The organism is Rhodospirillales bacterium, assembly GCA_016699855.1.
In the GTDB taxonomy this organism is placed as follows: domain Bacteria; phylum Pseudomonadota; class Alphaproteobacteria; order Reyranellales; family Reyranellaceae.
The window spans coordinates 743,782-759,751 of sequence record CP064988.1 but is presented as its reverse complement, the minus strand read 5'-3'; the positions used below and the strand labels follow the sequence as shown (position 1 = coordinate 759,751).

At 70.9% G+C, this 15,970-nt stretch carries 14 protein-coding genes and 2 pseudogenes; 5 read left to right on the top strand and 11 right to left on the bottom strand.

Annotated elements, in window-relative coordinates; all coding sequences use genetic code 11:
• Nucleotides 1-54: 54 nt before the first annotated feature.
• The 5 genes from IPK81_03645 to IPK81_03625 all read right to left on the bottom strand — a co-directional run bounded on the left by IPK81_03645 (nt 55) and on the right by IPK81_03625 (nt 4,785).
• The gene (locus tag IPK81_03645; GenBank protein QQS13353.1) at nt 55-756 is read right to left on the bottom strand and encodes an ABC transporter ATP-binding protein; all 702 of its coding nucleotides are present in this window, start codon (nt 754-756) and stop codon (nt 55-57) included.
• Nucleotides 757-769: 13 nt separating this feature from the next.
• Nucleotides 770-1,522, bottom strand: coding sequence for an ABC transporter ATP-binding protein (locus IPK81_03640; GenBank protein QQS13352.1), 753 nt, complete (start codon nt 1,520-1,522; stop codon nt 770-772).
• Complete coding sequence (locus IPK81_03635) at nt 1,515-2,609, bottom strand: branched-chain amino acid ABC transporter permease (GenBank protein ID QQS13351.1); 1,095 nt, start codon at nt 2,607-2,609, stop codon at nt 1,515-1,517. Before IPK81_03635 ends, IPK81_03640 begins: the two co-directional genes overlap by 8 nt.
• A gap of 3 nt (nt 2,610-2,612) precedes the next feature.
• Nucleotides 2,613-3,527, bottom strand: a complete 915-nt coding sequence (locus tag IPK81_03630) for a branched-chain amino acid ABC transporter permease (protein QQS13350.1) — start codon at nt 3,525-3,527, stop codon at nt 2,613-2,615.
• Nucleotides 3,528-3,609: 82 nt separating this feature from the next.
• Nucleotides 3,610-4,785: an ABC transporter substrate-binding protein gene (locus IPK81_03625; protein ID QQS13349.1), complete on the bottom strand. Its 1,176-nt coding sequence runs from the start codon at nt 4,783-4,785 to the stop codon at nt 3,610-3,612.
• Nucleotides 4,786-5,018: 233 nt separating this feature from the next.
• Here IPK81_03625 and IPK81_03620 point away from each other — a divergent pair, with 233 nt between their 5' ends.
• Nucleotides 5,019-5,828: a transglutaminase family protein gene (locus tag IPK81_03620; GenBank protein QQS13348.1), complete on the top strand. Its 810-nt coding sequence runs from the start codon at nt 5,019-5,021 to the stop codon at nt 5,826-5,828.
• Between the two features lie 9 nt (nt 5,829-5,837).
• On the opposite strand, the gene IPK81_03615 is transcribed toward IPK81_03620, so the two are convergent.
• Nucleotides 5,838-7,415 carry a benzoate-CoA ligase family protein gene (locus tag IPK81_03615; protein QQS13347.1) on the bottom strand — a complete coding sequence of 526 codons (1,578 nt, stop codon included), beginning with the start codon at nt 7,413-7,415 and terminating at the stop codon, nt 5,838-5,840.
• Between the two features lie 94 nt (nt 7,416-7,509).
• A complete protein-coding gene (locus IPK81_03610) occupies nt 7,510-8,373 on the bottom strand; it encodes an MBL fold metallo-hydrolase (GenBank protein QQS13346.1) in 864 nt (287 codons plus the stop codon).
• Between the two features lie 118 nt (nt 8,374-8,491).
• Here IPK81_03610 and IPK81_03605 point away from each other — a divergent pair.
• Together IPK81_03605 and IPK81_03600 are read left to right on the top strand one after the other, a co-directional pair.
• Nucleotides 8,492-9,057, top strand: a pseudogene (locus IPK81_03605) (rhodanese family protein).
• Between the two features lies 1 nt (nt 9,058).
• Nucleotides 9,059-9,832: a sulfite exporter TauE/SafE family protein gene (locus IPK81_03600; GenBank protein ID QQS13345.1), complete on the top strand. Its 774-nt coding sequence runs from the start codon at nt 9,059-9,061 to the stop codon at nt 9,830-9,832.
• Between the two features lie 17 nt (nt 9,833-9,849).
• Here the strand turns inward: IPK81_03600 and IPK81_03595 are convergent, their stop codons facing one another.
• A complete protein-coding gene (locus IPK81_03595; protein ID QQS13344.1) occupies nt 9,850-10,464 on the bottom strand; it encodes a hypothetical protein in 615 nt (204 codons plus the stop codon).
• Nucleotides 10,465-10,703: 239 nt separating this feature from the next.
• Here IPK81_03595 and IPK81_03590 point away from each other — a divergent pair, with 239 nt between their 5' ends.
• Nucleotides 10,704-11,606 carry a J domain-containing protein gene (locus IPK81_03590; protein ID QQS13343.1) on the top strand — a complete coding sequence of 301 codons (903 nt, stop codon included), beginning with the start codon at nt 10,704-10,706 and terminating at the stop codon, nt 11,604-11,606.
• Complete coding sequence (locus IPK81_03585) at nt 11,603-11,914, top strand: hypothetical protein (protein ID QQS13342.1); 312 nt, start codon at nt 11,603-11,605, stop codon at nt 11,912-11,914. Before IPK81_03590 ends, IPK81_03585 begins: the two co-directional genes overlap by 4 nt.
• A 19-nt stretch (nt 11,915-11,933) precedes the next feature.
• Here IPK81_03585 and IPK81_03580 read toward each other — a convergent pair whose 3' ends face one another.
• The 3 genes and pseudogenes from IPK81_03580 to boxC all read right to left on the bottom strand — a co-directional run bounded on the left by IPK81_03580 (nt 11,934) and on the right by boxC (nt 15,862).
• Nucleotides 11,934-12,407 carry a hypothetical protein gene (locus IPK81_03580; protein QQS13341.1) on the bottom strand — a complete coding sequence of 158 codons (474 nt, stop codon included), beginning with the start codon at nt 12,405-12,407 and terminating at the stop codon, nt 11,934-11,936.
• Nucleotides 12,408-12,630: 223 nt separating this feature from the next.
• On the bottom strand, nt 12,631-14,049 hold the full coding sequence (boxB, locus tag IPK81_03575; protein ID QQS13340.1) for a benzoyl-CoA 2,3-epoxidase subunit BoxB: 1,419 nt from the start codon (nt 14,047-14,049) through the stop codon (nt 12,631-12,633).
• A gap of 142 nt (nt 14,050-14,191) precedes the next feature.
• Nucleotides 14,192-15,862 (bottom strand): annotated as a pseudogene (boxC, locus tag IPK81_03570) (2,3-epoxybenzoyl-CoA dihydrolase).
• Nucleotides 15,863-15,970 lie beyond the last annotated feature (108 nt).

Sequence of the window (15,970 nt, the reverse complement as noted above, 5' to 3'; positions counted from 1 at the left end):
GCGGGACGCCGGCACCTTGGCCGGCGCCGCCTGTGGAAGGCAAGCGCGGGTGCGTCACACGCCGAGATAGCGGTGCTGCAGGCCGGGGTCGGCCGCCAGCTCGGCCGACGTGCCGCTCCACACCACGCGGCCCTTCTCGACCATGTAGTGGCGGTCGGCCAACGCGATCAGGGCGCCGACGTTCTTGTCGATCACGAGGATCGCCTGGCCGTCGCGCTTCAGCCGCCCGAGGCAGGCCCAGATCTCCTCGCGGATCAGCGGCGCCAGGCCCTCGGTCGCCTCGTCCAGGATCAGCAGGCGCGGGTTGGTCATCAGCGCGCGCGCGATCGCCAGCATCTGCTGCTCGCCGCCGGAGAGCTGGTTCCCCATGTTGGCGCGCCGCTCGGCGAGCCGCGGGAACATCGCGTAGACGCCGGGCAGCGTCCATGGATCGGCCCGCCCGTCGCGGTTGGCGGCGGCGGCCACGAGGTTCTCCTCGACGGTGAGATTCGGGAAGATGCGCCGCCCCTCCGGCACCAGGCCGAGCCCGAGGCGGGCGACGCGGTGCGGCGGCAGGCCGCGGATGTCGGTCGATGCCAGGACGATCTCGCCGGCGCTGGCCGCCACGATGCCCATGATCGCGTGGACGGTGGTGGTCTTGCCCATGCCGTTGCGGCCCATCAGGGTCACCACCTCCCCGGCGGCGACCTCGAAATCCATGCCGAAGAGTGCCTGGCTGTCGCCGTAGGCGGCGCGCAGGCCGCTGACCTTCAGCATCGCCGCCTCCGCCTCAATGGTCGCCGTCGCCGAGATAGGCGGCGCGGACCTCGGGATTGGCGCGGATCTCGGCCGGGGCGCCGGTGGCGATCACGCGGCCGTAGACCAGCACCGTGATGCGGTCCGCCAGGGCGAAGACCACGTCCATGTCGTGCTCGACCAGCAGCATCGTGCGCGCGCCCTTCAGACCGCGCAGCAGCCCGACCATGCGCGCCGATTCCTCGGGGCCCATCCCGGCCATTGGCTCGTCGAGCAGCAGCAGCTTGGGATCGCAGGCCAGCGCCATCGCCACCTCGAGTTGCCGGCGCTCGCCGTGCGACAGGCTGGCGACGGGCGCGTCGGTCCGGTCGCGCAGGCCGACGGACTCCAGCGCCGCGGCGGCCGGCGCGCGCAGCGATCCGTCGCTGCGCGCCGGCTTCCAGAAGCGGAAGGAGTGGCCCTGCCGCGCCTGCGTCGCCAGCGCCACGTTGTCGAGGGCGGTGAACTCGCGGAACACGCTGGTGATCTGGAACGAGCGCGCCAGGCCCAGCCCGACGCGCGCCGAGGCGGGCTGGCGCGTCACGTCGCGGCCGTCGAACGAGATCCGTCCGGAATCCGGACGCAGGAAGCCGGAGAGCTGGGCGATCAGCGTGGTCTTGCCCGCGCCGTTGGGGCCGATCAGCGCGTGCACCTCGCCCGTGGCGACGTCGAGCGACACGTCGTCGGTCGCGACCAGGCCGCCGAAGCGCTTGGTCAGCCGCTCGACGCGCAGCAGCGGCTCAGCCATCGCGCGCCCCGGAGGGGCCGCGGACGAGGCTGTCGACGCCGCCGCGGGCGTGCAGCACGACCAGGATCAGGATCACGCCGAGCGCGATCTGCCAGTACTCCGCCAGCCGCAGCCAGTCCGCCGCGGTGCCCGCCTTGTCGGGTCCGAGGACGGTCGTGGCGGCGGCGTGCAGGCCGCCGAGCGCGATCTTGAGCAGCGACGGCAGGAACTCCTCCAGCAGCAGGAAGGCGATGGCGCCGTAGAGCGGACCGAACAGCGTGCCCATGCCGCCGAGCACGACGATGACGATCAGGTCGCCCGAGCGCGTCCAGTGCATCAGCGCCGGCGACACGAACTCGCTGTGGTTGGCGAGCAGGGCGCCCGCCAGCCCGCACACCGCGCCGGCGATGACGAAGGCCGCCAGCCGGTAGCGGAAGGCCGGGAAGCCGAGCGCCTCCATGCGCTGCTCGTTCGACTTGACGCCGCGCAGCGCCATGCCGAAGCGCGACCGCGTGGCGCGGTGCTGCAGCCACAGCGCCGCCATCAGGACCACGAACGCGACGGCGTAGAACGAGGCGAACTTGCCGGGGCCGCGCGTCGTCACCAGGCCGGCGAACTCGCTGCGGCGCTGGATGGTGAGGCCGTCGTCGCCGCCGTAGGCCTCGAGGCCGACGCCGAAATAGTAGACGAGCTGCGCGAAGGCCAGGGTGATCATGATGAAGTAGACGCCGCGCGTGCGCAGCGACAGCGCGCCCACGGGCAGCGCCAGCAGCGCGGCCAGCGCCACCGCCAGCGGGATCTGGAGGAAGCCGTTGGTCAGGCCGTGGTGCGCCGAGATGCCGACCGCGTAGGCGCCGACGCCGATGTACATGGCGTGGCCGAAGCTCACCATGCCGCCGTAGCCGAGGATCAGGTTCAGGCTGGCGGCCGCCAGCGCCAGGATCAGCACGCGGGTCATCAGCGACAGCGCGAATTTCTGGCTGATGATCCCGGCGTCCTCGAGCAGGCCGGCGTAGAGCGGCAGCGTCGCCAGCGCCAGCAGGAGCGCGAAGGTGACCGCGCCGTGTCGTGTGCGCAGCGTCGCGCCGAGCTCGCGCAGCGGTTCCATGGCTCAGCCGCGCGCGCCGAACAGGCCGGTCGGGCGCCAGACCAGCACGGCCGCCATCAGCAGGTACACCAGCATCGAGGAGATGGCCGGCGCCGCCGTGTTGGCGGCGTTGACCGACAGCACCGTCTTCAGCAGGCCGGGCAGGAAGGCGCGGCCCAGCGTGTCGATCATGCCCACGATCATGGCGGCGGCGAAGGCGCCCTTGATCGAGCCGATGCCGCCGATGACGATGACAACCAGCGCCAGGATCAGGATGTTGTCGCCCATGCCGATCTGCACGGTGACGATCGGCGCCGCCATCAGGCCGGCCAGCGCCGCCAAGGTGGCGCCCAGCCCGAACACCAGGGTGAACAGCGTGCGGATGTCGACGCCGAGCGCGCCGATCATGTCGCGGTCCGAGGCGCCGGCGCGGATCCACATGCCGATGCGGGTGCGCGTCACCAGCCAGTAGAGGAACAGCGCGACCGCCGCGCTGACGACGATCACGGCGAAGCGGTAGGTCGGGTAGGGCAGGTCGGGCGTGATGTGGATCGGGCTGGCGAGCCACGCCGGCAGCGGGATGCGCCGGCCGTCGGGGCCCCACACCAGCCGCACGAGGTCGTTGGCGATCAGGATCAGCCCGAACGTCGCCAGCACGTGGTCGAGATGGTCGCGGGCGTAAAGCCGCCGCGCCACGACGAGCTCGACCAGCACGCCCAGCGCCAGCGCCGCCGGCAGCGCGAGCAGCGCGCCGAGCACGAAGGAGTCCGTCCATCCCGCGAACGAGGCGCAGAAATAGGCGCCGAACATGTACAGCGAACCGTGGGCGAGGTTCACCAGGTCCATGATTCCGAACACCAGCGTCAGCCCCGCCGCCAGCAGGAACATCAGCAGGCCGAGCTGCACGCCGTTGAGGAACTGTTCGATCAGCAGCGTCATGGCGCGCTCCGCCCGCGCGCGGCGGCGGACCGGCGGACGCGCGGCGGCGCGCCGGCCGGAGCCGGCGCGGCCGCCCGCGCGGTCACTTCATCGGGCATTTCGCGGCGTAGGAATCCTTGTGCGCCGTCAGCGCCGTCGCCACGGTCTTGAGGGTGAAGGCGCCGTCGGCGTCCTTCACGGTCTCCTGGATGTAGAAGTTCTGGATCGGGAACTGGTTGGTGTTGAAGGCGAACGGCCCGCGCACCGACTTGAAGTTCGCCTTCTTGATCTCCGCCCGGATCCTGTCCTTGTTGGAGACGTCGCCCTTGAGCGCGTCGACCGCCGAGGCGATCAGCATGATCGCGTCGTACGACTGCGCGCCGTAGAACGACGGGTACACGCCGTGCTTCTTCTTGAAGTCGGCGACGAAGCGCTTGTTGGCGTCGTTCGGCAGGTCGTTGACCCACTCCTGCGCGCCGGGCACGCCCAGCGCCAGCTCCTTCATCTGCGGCAGCGACAGCGCGTCGATCGAGAACGCCTGGTACAGCGGCACGGTGCCGCGCAGGCCGGTCTGGGTGTACTGCGACAGGAACTGCACGCCGTGCGCGCCGGGGTAGAAGATGAACACGGCGTCCGGCTTTGTGGCGCGGATCTTCGACATCTCGGCCGAGAAGTCGAGCTGGTCCGGCCACTTCGTCAGGTCCTCGCCGACGATCTCGCCCTTGAAGGTGCGCTTGAAGCCGGCGAGCATGTCCTTGCCGGCGGCGTAGTTGCCGGCCATCAGGTAGACCTTCTTGATCCCCTTGGCCTGCATGTAGGCGCCCATGGTCTCGGGCGTCTGGTCGTTCTGCCACGAGGTCGAGAAGAAGTTGCGGTGGCACAGCTCGCCGGCGATCTGCGACGGTCCGGCGTTGGCGCTGATCAGGATGGTGTCGCCGTCGTCGGTCACGGCCTTGAGCGAGGCCAGCAGCACGTTCGACCAGATGTAGCCGCTGACGAAGTTGACCTTGTCCTGCTGCACCAGCTTCTCGGACTTCTGCTTGCCGACCTCGGGCTTGAACTGGTCGTCCTCGTAGACCACCTCGACCGTGCGGCCGGCCATGCGTCCGCCGAGGTGCTCAAGCGCCAGCTCGACCGAGCGGCGCATGTCCTGGCCGATCGCGGCCTGCGGGCCGGAATAGGTGCTGATGAAACCGATCTTGATCGGCGGCTGCTGGGCGTGGGCGGGGCCGGCCAGCAGCGCGAGCGCGGCGGCGGAGGCGACGAGGCTGGTCTTCATCGTGTCAGCTCCCTGGAACGGTGGATTTGCTTGGTCCCGCCGCGTTCGGCAGGGACGGATCGACGGCGGATATAAAAGCCGAAAAACGCAGACGCAACAAACGGTTTCCGCGGCCGGCGCGGCGGTGGTCCGGCCGCGGACAGGAACTTGCATAGGGACCGGGCGTTGGACGTGCGATGGTCCGTACCGGGCCCTCCGCGGCGCCGGCCGCCGCGCCGCCCGGGAGGTAGCCGATGCGCATACGAGCCGGATTCGAACTGATCTACGACTGCCCCAAGCCGACGCCCATGCTGCTGGCGCTCAGCGTGCATCCGTCGCGCGCCGGCGACGTCGTCGAGCCGGAGCGCCTGCGGTGCGATCCGCCGGTGCCGCTCCGGCGGTATGTCGACGGCTTCGGCAACATCTGCCACCGAGTCGTCGCGCCGGCGGGGCGGCTGACGCTGACCAGCGACTGCGTCGTCGAGGATCGCGGCGCCCCCGACCCGGTTGTCCGCGACGCCTTCCAGAGCGAAGTGGCGGACCTGCCGGACGATACGCTCGTGTTCCTGCTGGGCAGCCGTTACTGCGAGACTGACCGGCTGGCGGACCAGGCGTGGTCGATGTTCGGCGCCGCCCCGATGGGCTGGGGCAAGGTCCAGGCGATCTGCGACTTCGTCCACGGCCACGTGCGCTTCGACTACGCCCAGGCGCGCGCCGACAAGAGCGCGCTCGACGTTTTCCAGGAGCGCCAGGGCGTGTGCCGTGATTTCGCGCACCTCGCCATAGCGCTTTGCCGCTGCATGAACATCCCCGCGCGCTATTGCACCGGCTATCTCGGCGACATCGGCGTGCCCGCCGATCCGGCGCCGATGGATTTCAGCGCGTGGTTCGAGGCGTGGCTGGGCGGCGGCTGGTACACCTTCGACGCCCGCCACAACCGGCCGCGGATCGGCCGCGTCCTCATGGCGCGCGGCCGCGACGCCACCGACGTCGCGCTGAGCAACGCCTTCGGCGCCAACACTCTGGCGGGGTTCAAGGTGTGGACCGACGAGCTGGCGGCGTGAGCGTCCGGCTCAGCCGCGCAGCTTGAAGCGCTGGATCTTGCCGGTGGCGGTCTTCGGGAGTTCGTCGACGTAGTCGACCCAGCGCGGATACTTGTACGGCGCCAGCGTCCGGCGGCAGAGCGCCATCAGCTCGGCCGTCAGCGCCTCGCCACCGCTCTGGCCGGGCTTCAGCGTGACCAGCGCGTGCGGTTTCAGGAGCCCGTCGGAATCCGCCTTGGCGACCACGGCGGCCTCGAGCACGGCGGGGTGGCCGATCAGGCAGCCCTCGATCTCGATCGGCGAGCACCAGATGCCGCCGACCTTCATCATGTCGTCGCTGCGGCCCTCGTAGACATGGTACCCGTCGGCGTCGCGCCGGTAGGTGTCGCCGGTGTCGATCCAGCCGTCGACCATGGTCGCGGCGGTGCGCTCCGGCTTGTTCCAGTAGCCGCGCGCGCCCGAGTCGCCCTTCACCCACAGCCGGCCGCTGGCGTCGCCGGCCACCGGCGCGCCGTTCTCGTCGCGGATCTCTGCGATGTAGCCCGGCACGGGCTTGCCGCTGGTGCCGGGACGGACGTCGTCGAGCCGGTTCGACAGGAAGATGTGCAGCATCTCGGTCGAGCCGATGCCGTCGAGGATGGTCGTGCCGGTCCGGTCCTTCCAGCGGCGGAAAATGTCGGCCGGCAGCGCCTCGCCGGCCGAGACGCAGGCGCGCAGCGCGCTGAAGTCGGCGTCGCGGACCTCCAGCGCGGCGAGCTGGGCGGCGTAGAGCGTCGGGACGCCGAAGAAGAACGTCGGCCGGAAGCGCGCGATGTTCTCGAACGTCGTGTCCGGCGTCGGCCGCCGGTCGTCGAGCACCGCCGTGCCGCCGACCCAGAGCGGGAACGTCATGCCGTTGCCCAGCCCGTACGCGAAGAACAGCTTGGCGGCGGAGTAGAAGACGTCCGTCTCGCCGGCGCCCAGCGTGTCGACGCCGTAGAACTGGCTGGTCACGACCATATCGCGGTGGCGGTGGATGGCGCCCTTCGGCCGTCCGGTCGAGCCGGAGGAATAGAGCCAGAAGCAATCATCCTCTGCCGTCGCCGGCCGCGCCTCCAGCGTGGCGCCGGACAGCGCCATGCGGTCGAGCAGGCCGCCATCGTCGGCGTCGGCGCGCAGCGCGACCGGCTTCGACGACGCAAGCGCCAGGGCCGGTTCGACCTCGGCCGCGAACTCGGCCGAGTACAGCACCGCGGCGCAGGCCGAATCGTCGACCATGTAGGCGTAATCGGGCGCGCGCAGCAGCGTGTTGACCGGCGCCGGCACGATGCCGGCCTTGATCGCGCCCCAGAAGGCGTAGAAGAACGCCGGGCAGTCCTTGACGACCATCAGCAGCCGGTCGCCGGGCCGGATGCCGAGCGCCAGCAGCGCGTTGCCGGCGCGGTCCACGCGCTGCGCGAGCTGGGCGTAGGTGACCGTCTCGCCAGCCGACGTGACGATGGCGGCCTTGGCGCCGCGGCCCGCGGCGGTGTGGCGGTCGATGAACGGCGTGGCGGCGTTGAACGACGCGGGGAACACCGCCCGCGGCGTCGCGCCCGACCGGTCGAATTCCACCCCGATTTCCCGCATGCCGTTCTCCCGCCGTCACCGCTCCGAAGTCTTCGGCGCGTCGCGCCGCGAGTATAGCGAGCGGGCGCGCGCTGTCATCGCGGCGCCACGGCCCTCATCCGAGCAGATCGACCGGCAGCTTCAGGTAGATCGTGCCGTTGGACTCGGCCGGGGGGAGGTTGCCGGCGCGCACGTTCACCTGGATCGACGGCAGGATCAGCGTGGGCATGTCGAGCTTCGCGTCGCGCGCCGCGCGCATGGCGACGAACGCGTCCTCGGACACGCCGTCGCGGACGTGGACGTTGCCGGCCCGCTGCGCGGCCACGGTCGTCGTCCAAGCGTACGCCTCGCGGCCGGGCGCCTTGTAGTCGTGGCACAGGTGGAGCGTGGTCTCCGGCGGCAGCGCGAGCACGCGCTGGATCGAGCGGTAGAGCGTGCGCGCGTCGCCGCCGGGAAAGTCGCAGCGCGCCGTGCCGTAGTCCGGCATGAACAGCGTGTCGCCGACGAACACGTCCGCCCCGACGCGGTAGCTGACGCAGGCCGGCGTGTGGCCGGGGGTGTGCATCACCTCGATCTCCAGCCCGCCGAGCGGGATCCGCGCGCCGTCCGCGAACAAGGCGTCGAACGGGCTTCCGTCGGTGGCCATGTCGGGGGCGTTGAACACCGCCTTGAACGTCTCCTGGACGCGGGTGATCTCGGCGCCGATGCCGATGCGGGCGCCGGTGGCCGCCTTGATGCGCTGCGCGCCGCTCAGATGGTCCGCGTGGGCGTGGGTCTCGAGCACCCATTCCACGCGCGCCCCGGTCTCTCTCGCGCGCGACATCACGCGGTCGATCGACGTCGTCGACGTGCGCCCCGACTTGGGATCGAAATCGAGAACCGGATCGACCACGGCCGCCGCTCCGGTGGCCGGGTCCGCCACCAGATAGGTCACGGTGAACGTTCGAGGGTCGAAGAACGCGTCGATTCGCGCTGGCATCGTCGTCTCCATTTTCCGTCTGCCGCCTATATATTAGTAATTGCTAAAATAACAAGCGCGCTTATATTCAGTTCATCCGATCCACACGGCCGCGGCGACGCGGCGAGGGAGACCGACCATGTCCGACCGCTCCACGAACGCCCTGCCGACCATGGACGCCGCGACGTTGCGCCGCGAGCTCGACGCCGGTGCGGCGATCCTCGTCGATATCCGCGAACCGGCCGAGCACGCGCGCGAGCACATCCTCGGCGCCCGTCTCGTGCCGATCTCGGCCTTCGACAGCCACGATTTCGACCGCGACCGCGGCAAGACCATCGTGGTGCACTGCCGCAGCGGCAGCCGCACCGCCAGCAACGCGGCCCGGATCCTCGCCCGCGATTTCGGACGCGTTTACGCGCTCCAGGGCGGAATCGAGGCGTGGAAGGCGGCCGGCCTGCCGACCCATGGAATCGGGACGCGCCGATCGACCTGTTCAGGCAGGTCCAGATCGCGGCCGGCGGACTGGTGTTCCTCGGCGTCGCCCTCGGGGCGCTGGTCTCCCCATGGTTCAACCTGCTGGCCGGGTTCGTCGGCGCCGGGTTGGTGTTCGCGGGCGTCTCGGGATTCTGCGGCATGGCGCGTCTGCTCCAGATCATGCCGTGGAACAAGATCGACCTGCCGCCCGTCCGTCCGTCGGCGGCGTGAGGTGCCGGACCCGGTCACGATCCTGTCCGGCGCGCTGGTCGGATTTTCGCTCGGCTTGATCGGCGGCGGTGGCTCGATCCTCGCCGTGCCTTTGCTGCTCTACGTCGTCGGCATCGGGTCGCCGCACCTCGCCATCGGCACCAGCGCGTTCGCGGTGTCCGCCAACGCCTTCTCGAACCTGGTGCCGCACGCGCTCGCCGGCCACGTGCGCTGGCGGCCCGCCGGCCTGTTCGCGGGCGTCGGCGCGGCGGCCGCGGTCGGCGGCGCGAGCCTCGGCAAGCTGGTCGACGGCCAGCGGCTGCTCGTCCTGTTCGCGCTCGTGATGCTCGTCGTCGCCGGCGCGATGCTGCGACCCCGCGCGGCCGGCGCCGCCGGCGCGGTGCCGTTCGACCGCGGCATGGCGCTCAGGGTCGGTGGCGCCGCGCTGGCGGTCGGCCTCGCGTCCGGCTTCTTCGGCATCGGCGGTGGCTTTTTGATCGTGCCGGCGCTGTTGTGGTCTGCGCGCCTGAAGATGATCGATGCGATCGGCTCGTCGCTGCTCGCGGTGGGCGCGTTCGGGCTGGCGACGACGGCCACGTACGCGGCCGCCGGCCTGGTCGTCTGGCCGACGGCCGTCCTCTTCGTGATCGGCGGCGTCGTCGGCGGGTGGCTCGGCGCCGCCGCCGGCGCGCGCTTGTCGACCTCGAAAACGGCCCTGACGCGCGTCTTCGCCGCCGCGATCGGCGCGGTCGCCGTCTACATGCTGTGGCGGTCGTTTAGCGCGGCCACCGGTTAGGCGGCCCCTGCCGCGCCTCAGATCGTCGATACGGGCGGGGCGGTGATCGCGTCGATCGCGTAGTAGCCGTAGTTGTCGGCGTTGCGTGTCGCGCGCATGCCGTCGCCGGCCAGCGCCTGGGCGTCCGCCGCGCCGTAGCCATTGGCCTCGTCGGCGGAGAAGCGGCCGCAGATGTGCGAGGCCTCGTGCACGAAGGTCTGCACGCGCTCGCTGTCGGCGTCGACGTGCGCCGGCGGCGTCACCCAGCGCTGGCCCAGCGTGATCTTGCGGATCACGGGCAGGGCGCTGGCGTAGGACGTCTTGTGCGGATCCCCGACGACGTCGAGGCGCCAGCTCGACAGATGCTGCGTGATCCCCTCGAAGGTCGCGCGCACCTTGCGCGCCTTATGCCGGGAGAAGACGCCGAACCATCTCAGCTCGATGCTACCGGGCGCGTCCCACGCCGCCTCGCGGCCCTTTGCGTCGAGCAGCGCGTGGCGGGTGTTGACCAGGCGCGAGGCGCGCACCGCCGCCGCGAGGTAGCGGCGGATCTCCTCGGACTTCCAGCCGGGGAACGGCCGGATCACGGCGGGGGCGAGGCGTTCGGCGTCCGCCGGCGAGATGGCGAGCAGCGCGTTGAGGGTCGTAGGCATCGTCGTCTCCTTCGCTCGAGGCGGGGACGGAAACACGGCCGCTTACAAAGAGAGTGAGCGTGCACTTTATACATGGCTAGATCAAGCGCCGCGCTGCCGGCGGCGCCGGGGTTGATCGAGCGCATGGAGCTGGTGGCCGCGCCGAGCGATCTTGACCCGCTGGTCGGTCGATCAAATGTAGTGGCGATGCGAACCCACTCGGATCATCGACCGGCGGCGGTGCGGTTGACGGAGGCACAGTGAAAGACCCCTACGAGACGCTCGGCGTGGCGCGCGACGCCTCCGCGGACGACATCCAGAAGGCCTACCGCCGCCTCGCCAAGAAGCACCACCCCGATCTCAACCCCGGGAACAAGGCGGCGGAGGATCGGTTCAAGGAGGTCTCCGCCGCCAACGAGCTGCTGTCCGACCCGGACAAGCGGCGGCGTTTCGACGCCGGCGAGATCGACGCCTCGGGGGCCGAGCGACCGCGGCCGCGCTACTACAAGGATTTCGCGGCCGAGGCGGCCGAAGGCCATCCCTACGAGAACCGCTCCGGCTTCGCCGATTTCGAGGGCGACGACATCTTCGCCGAACTGCTGCGTCGCCAGGCCCAGGCGGCGCGGCGCGCGCCCGGCATGGACCTGCGCTTCCATCTCGGGGTCGACTTCCTCGACGCCGTGAACGGCGCGACGCGGCGCGTCACGCTGCCGGATGGCGGCACGCTCGATGTGTCGATCCCGGCCGGGATCGAGCAGGGGCAGGTCCTGCGCCTGCGCGGCAAGGGCGCGCCGTCGCGGGGCGAGGGACCTCCCGGCGACGCGCTGGTCGAGATATCGGTCGCGCCGCACCGCTTCTTCACGCGCCACGGCGACGACATCCGGATGGAACTGCCGGTCACGCTCGGCGAGGCCGTGCTCGGCGGCCGTGTCGAGGTGCCGACGCCGACGGGTTCCGTGATGATGACGATTCCAAAGGGCTCCAACACCGGGGCGGTGCTGCGGTTGAAAGGCAAGGGGGTCGCGCGCCGTGGCGCGCCCGGCGACCTGTTCGTGACGCTCAAGGTGGCGCTGCCGACGGCGCCCGACGCCGAGCTGGAGGCGTTCCTCGCGGGCTGGAAGCCCGTCGCCGGCTACGACCCGCGCAAGGAGCTGCGGCCATGATCATCGGCAAGCTGGAGTTCATGCGCCGCGCGAGGCTCGACGACGCGACCTTGGAGGTTTGGATCGAGGAGGCGTGGCTGGCGCCGGACCGGACGGCGCCCGAGCCGGCGTTCTCCGAGGCCGACCTGGCGCGCGCGCTGCTGATCCGCGACCTGACCGACGATCTTGGCGTCAACGCCGCCGGCGTCGGCGTGATCCTCGACCTGCTCGACCAGGTGCATGGCCTGCGACGCGCGCTCGGCGACACGCTGCGCGTCGCGCGCGCGCGGCGCGCGGACGTGGACGACGGCGACGCCGGCAGATCGTAGCGGACCGGGGCGCGCGGGCTTACGGTGCGACGACGCTGCCGTTGAGCTCTACGAGCTGGCCGTCGCGGAAGCGCGCGGCGAGCGTGTGTTCCTCGTCCCATGCGACGTTGAGCCCGATCTCCGTCGCCAGCGCGCCGTCGAGGGGCGCGACGGCGACGAACACCGGCGACACGTGCGGCCAGACGGCGGATGGGCCGGCGATCACGGGCGCCGGCGCGCCACCGGCCTCGTCGGCGCCGGCCTCGGCGTAGGGCTGGTAGTGGTCGAACAACGCCGCCGCGAGCGGGCCACGCCACGCCGGGTATGACGCCGCGACGGCGCGGGCGAGGGCCAGCGCGGCGGGATCGGGCGCCGCGCGCGGCCCGGCGACGGCCAGCGGGATGGCGGCGTCGGCGCCATCGAGCCGGATCCGGCACCGCCACAGGCCGCCGGAGCGCGCGAGGGTGCCGAGCGCCGGATCGACGAACGGCGGCGATTTGAACAGACCGAACATCGGCGCATCTCCCGGCCGGCAGGCTGCCCACGCGGCGGCGGCGGATCAAGCGCGATCGTCGGCCGCGCCATGGCGCGGGGCGCGGCCGACGACGGGCCGTCTCGTGGGGTTGGCGACGCGCCGCGCCGCGTCATCCCGAGCGCAGCGAGGGATCTCGAGGCCGCCTGAGACCCCCGCGCTCCGCTCGGGACGACGTGGGGGCCTTCGCGCCGGGATCGCCGCCCTAGTTGAAGCGCACGTAGTCGAAATCGACAGGCTGGTTGTTGATGCCCCGGGCCGGCGGCGCGATCCAGTTGGCGAACTTGCCGGGCGCGGTCACGGCCGGGCCCATCAGCGAGGTGACGTAGGCGCGGTCGGTGTCGGTCGGCAGCCACTTGCCTTCGTTGGCGCGCCACTCCGCCTCGCCCAGAACGCGGCCGTCCGGAGACACGCGGCTGTCGGCGAAGGCGCCGATGCGGCGGTTGAAGGCGCGGTGCGGCAGCTTGAGCTCGAACGGCACGCCGGCCCGCTCGAGGATCTTGTTCCAGCGCAGCACGCCCTTGGCGCAGTCGTCGATGTAGTCCTGGCGCAGCCGCTCGTTGAGCGCCGACAGGGCCGGGACCTCGCGCGTGACGATCGCGCCGCCGTCGAGGCCCATGATCCCGTAGGTCGCGTCGGTCAGCTTGTGGTCGTCGGCGATCTTGCCCTCGAGGAAGCGGCCCTTCAGCCCGGCGGTGTAGTAGTTGGCGGCGTTGGTCGAGGCCTCCTGGCCGAACAGGTCGAGCGACACGGAGAAGTGGAAGTTGAGGTACTTCTGCAGCGTCGCGAGGTCGATGCCGCCGAACGGCCGCAGGTCGTCGGTGCGGTGCTCCTTCATCATCTCGCAGCTGCGCTGGATGATGCGCCCGACGCCGGTCTCGCCGACGAACATGTGGTGCGCCTCCTCCGTCAGCATGAAGCGGCAGGAGCGCGCCAGCGGATCGAAGCCGGACTCCGCCAGCGAGGCGAGCTGGTACTTGCCGTCGCGGTCGGTGAAGTAGGTGAACATGAAGAACGACAGCCAGTCCGGCGTCTTCTCGTTGAAGGCGCCGAGGATGCGCGGCTTGTCGGGGTCGCCGGAGTGGCGCTCCAGCATCGCCTCGGCCTCCTCGCGGCCGTCGCGGCCGAAATAGGCGTGCAGCAGGTAGACCATCGCCCAGAGGTGGCGGCCCTCCTCGACGTTGACCTGGAACAGGTTGCGCAGGTCGTAGAGCGACGGCGCGGTCTTGCCGAGCAGGCGCTGCTGCTCGACCGAGGCCGGCTCGGTGTCGCCCTGCGTGACGATCAACCGGCGCAGCGTCGAGCGGTGCTCGCCGGGCACCTCCTGCCACGCCGCCTCGCCCTTGTGGTCGCCGAACTCGATGGCGCGGTCCGGATCGCGGTCCGCGAGGAAGATGCCCCAGCGGTAGTCCGGCATCCTCACGTGGCCGAAATTCGCCCAGCCGTTGGCGTCGGTCGAGATCGCGGTGCGCAAGTACACGTCGTAGCCGAGCGATCCCTCGGGTCCGAGCTCCTTCCACCAGTTGAGGAAGCCGGGCTGCCAAGCCTCGAGCGCGCGCTGCAGGCGCCGGTCGTCCGACAGGTCGACGTTGTTGGGGATGCGCTGGGTGTAGTCGATCGACATGGCGTGGGCCTCCTCTTCGAATTCTTCCTTCTCCCCTCAAGGGAGGGGAGAAGCTGGCGCGAAGCGCCGGATGAGGGGCTTCTGGCTCCTGGCCCGCCGTCCCGGGAAGCCTCTCCGCCCGGCACCTTCTCCCCCGTCGAAAGACAGGCGCGCGGTCGTATTGCGGCTTGCGGCCGCTGCCGTAGAGCTTGAGCGCGCCGTCGGCGCCGGCGGCGTTGGGACGCTGGAAGATCCAGTTCTGCCACGCCGTCAGCCGCGCGAAGATTTTGGTCTCCATCGTCTCCGGCCCGGCGAAGCGCAGGTTCGCCTCCATGCCGGTGAGACCGTCGGGCGAGAAGCTGGCGCGCTCCTCCAGCGCGAGGCGCACCTCGTCCTCCCAGTCGATGTCGTCGGGCGTGAACGTCACCAGGCCGAGCGCGTCGGCCGCCTCGGCGTCGAGGTCCTCGCCGATGCGCGCCTTCAGGCCGGCCATCGTCTCCGGCTCGTCGAGGAAGCGCGTCTCCAGGCGGGTCAGGCCGTTGCCCATCGGCAGCGGGCCGAAATTCATCGCGCCGAGGCGGATCGTGGCCGGCGGCAGGTTGCTGCCCTCCATCGCGCCCGACAGCATGAACGCGCGGTCGGCCGCGAACACCAGCTCGAGCAACGTCCCGGTGAAGCAGCTGCCGGGCTCGACGAGCGCCACGACGCTGCGCGAGCTGACGTCGACGCGCTTCAGCGTGCGCTTGAGGAACAGCGTGATCTCGCGGACCAGCCAGTCGCCGGCGTGGGCGGCCAGCGCCGCGTCGTGCGCGGCCACGAGATCGGCGTCGCCGGCCGCGTGGAACACCCAGGTGCCGATCTCCGGCTCGTTGAGGCGCAGATGCAGGATGGCGTCGTCGAGCTCGCGCGCGAAGGCCAGCGGCCAGAACGCGGCGCCGAGCGCGTGGATGCCCGCGACGTCGGCCGGCGGCGGCGTCTCCGGTCCGCGCAGGCGGAACCGCGCGGCGCGTAGCGCGCGGTCGATCTCGACCGAGAGATGGCGGTAGTCCACGCGGTCGGCGTCGATGGCGCGCTCCAGCGGCGTCAGGGCGATACCCTTGGCGTCCTTCGGCCGGTCCGACGTCGCGGCCAGCGCCAGCGCCCGTCCGCGGGCGGTCTCATCGAGCTTCGAGCGCGGCACGACCTCGTCGACCAGGCGCCAGTCCACCGCGCGTTTGCCGCGCATGCCTTCCGACGTCGTGCAGAAGAAATCGGCGCGGTCGCGGCGCACGCGGCGTTTGTCGACCAGCCGCGTCAGCCCGCCGGTGCCCGGCAGCACCGCGAGCAGCGGCAGCTCGGGCAGCGACACCGCCGAGCTGCCGTCGTCGGCGAGCATGATGCTCTCGCAGGCCAGCGCCAGCTCGTAGCCGCCGCCGGCCGCCGTGCCGTTGATGGCGCAGATCCACGTCTGCCCCGACGACGCCGCGGCGTCCTCGATCGAGAGGCGCGTCTCGTTGGTGAACTTGCAGAAGTTGACCTTGTGCGCGTGCGACGACACGCCGAGCATGTTGATGTTGGCCCCGGAGCAGAACACGCGGTCCTTGCCCGATGTCAGGATCACGGCGCCGACGCCGGGATGCTCGAAGCGCAGGCGCTGGACCGCGTCGTAGAGCTCGATGTCGACCCCGAGGTCGTAGGAGTTCAGCTTCAGCCGGTAGCCCGGCCGCAGCGTCGCCGCCTCGTCCACATCCATGGTCAGCGTCGCCACGGCGCCGTCGACCGCGAGCTTCCAGTGGCGGTAGCGGTCGGGCGAAGTGCGGAAGTCGATCGCCGGTTCCGCCGTGTCGTCTGCCATGTCGCGCTCCTGCCGGGAGGGTATTTTGTAATTCAGTACTGAAATACCTATTTACAGAATGTCACCACCACCTCATCCTGTCAACCTTGCGGGTTCGCCTTGGGGATG

Excerpts from the sequence above, each read along its gene's own strand:
- IPK81_03625 (QQS13349.1), bottom strand. The coding sequence starts at position 4,785 with ATGAAGACCAGCCTCGTCGCCTCCGCCGCCGCGCTCGCGCTGCTGGCC.
- IPK81_03645 (QQS13353.1), bottom strand. The coding sequence starts at position 756 with ATGCTGAAGGTCAGCGGCCTGCGCGCCGCCTACGGCGACAGCCAGGCA.
- IPK81_03580 (QQS13341.1), bottom strand. The coding sequence starts at position 12,407 with ATGTTCGGTCTGTTCAAATCGCCGCCGTTCGTCGATCCGGCGCTCGGC.
- IPK81_03585 (QQS13342.1), top strand. The coding sequence starts at position 11,603 with ATGATCATCGGCAAGCTGGAGTTCATGCGCCGCGCGAGGCTCGACGAC.
- IPK81_03620 (QQS13348.1), top strand. The coding sequence starts at position 5,019 with ATGCGCATACGAGCCGGATTCGAACTGATCTACGACTGCCCCAAGCCG.
- IPK81_03595 (QQS13344.1), bottom strand. The coding sequence starts at position 10,464 with ATGCCTACGACCCTCAACGCGCTGCTCGCCATCTCGCCGGCGGACGCC.
- IPK81_03630 (QQS13350.1), bottom strand. The coding sequence starts at position 3,527 with ATGACGCTGCTGATCGAACAGTTCCTCAACGGCGTGCAGCTCGGCCTG.
- IPK81_03610 (QQS13346.1), bottom strand. The coding sequence starts at position 8,373 with ATGCCAGCGCGAATCGACGCGTTCTTCGACCCTCGAACGTTCACCGTG.
- IPK81_03635 (QQS13351.1), bottom strand. The coding sequence starts at position 2,609 with ATGGAACCGCTGCGCGAGCTCGGCGCGACGCTGCGCACACGACACGGC.
- boxB (QQS13340.1), bottom strand. The coding sequence starts at position 14,049 with ATGTCGATCGACTACACCCAGCGCATCCCCAACAACGTCGACCTGTCG.
- IPK81_03615 (QQS13347.1), bottom strand. The coding sequence starts at position 7,415 with ATGCGGGAAATCGGGGTGGAATTCGACCGGTCGGGCGCGACGCCGCGG.
- IPK81_03640 (QQS13352.1), bottom strand. The coding sequence starts at position 1,522 with ATGGCTGAGCCGCTGCTGCGCGTCGAGCGGCTGACCAAGCGCTTCGGC.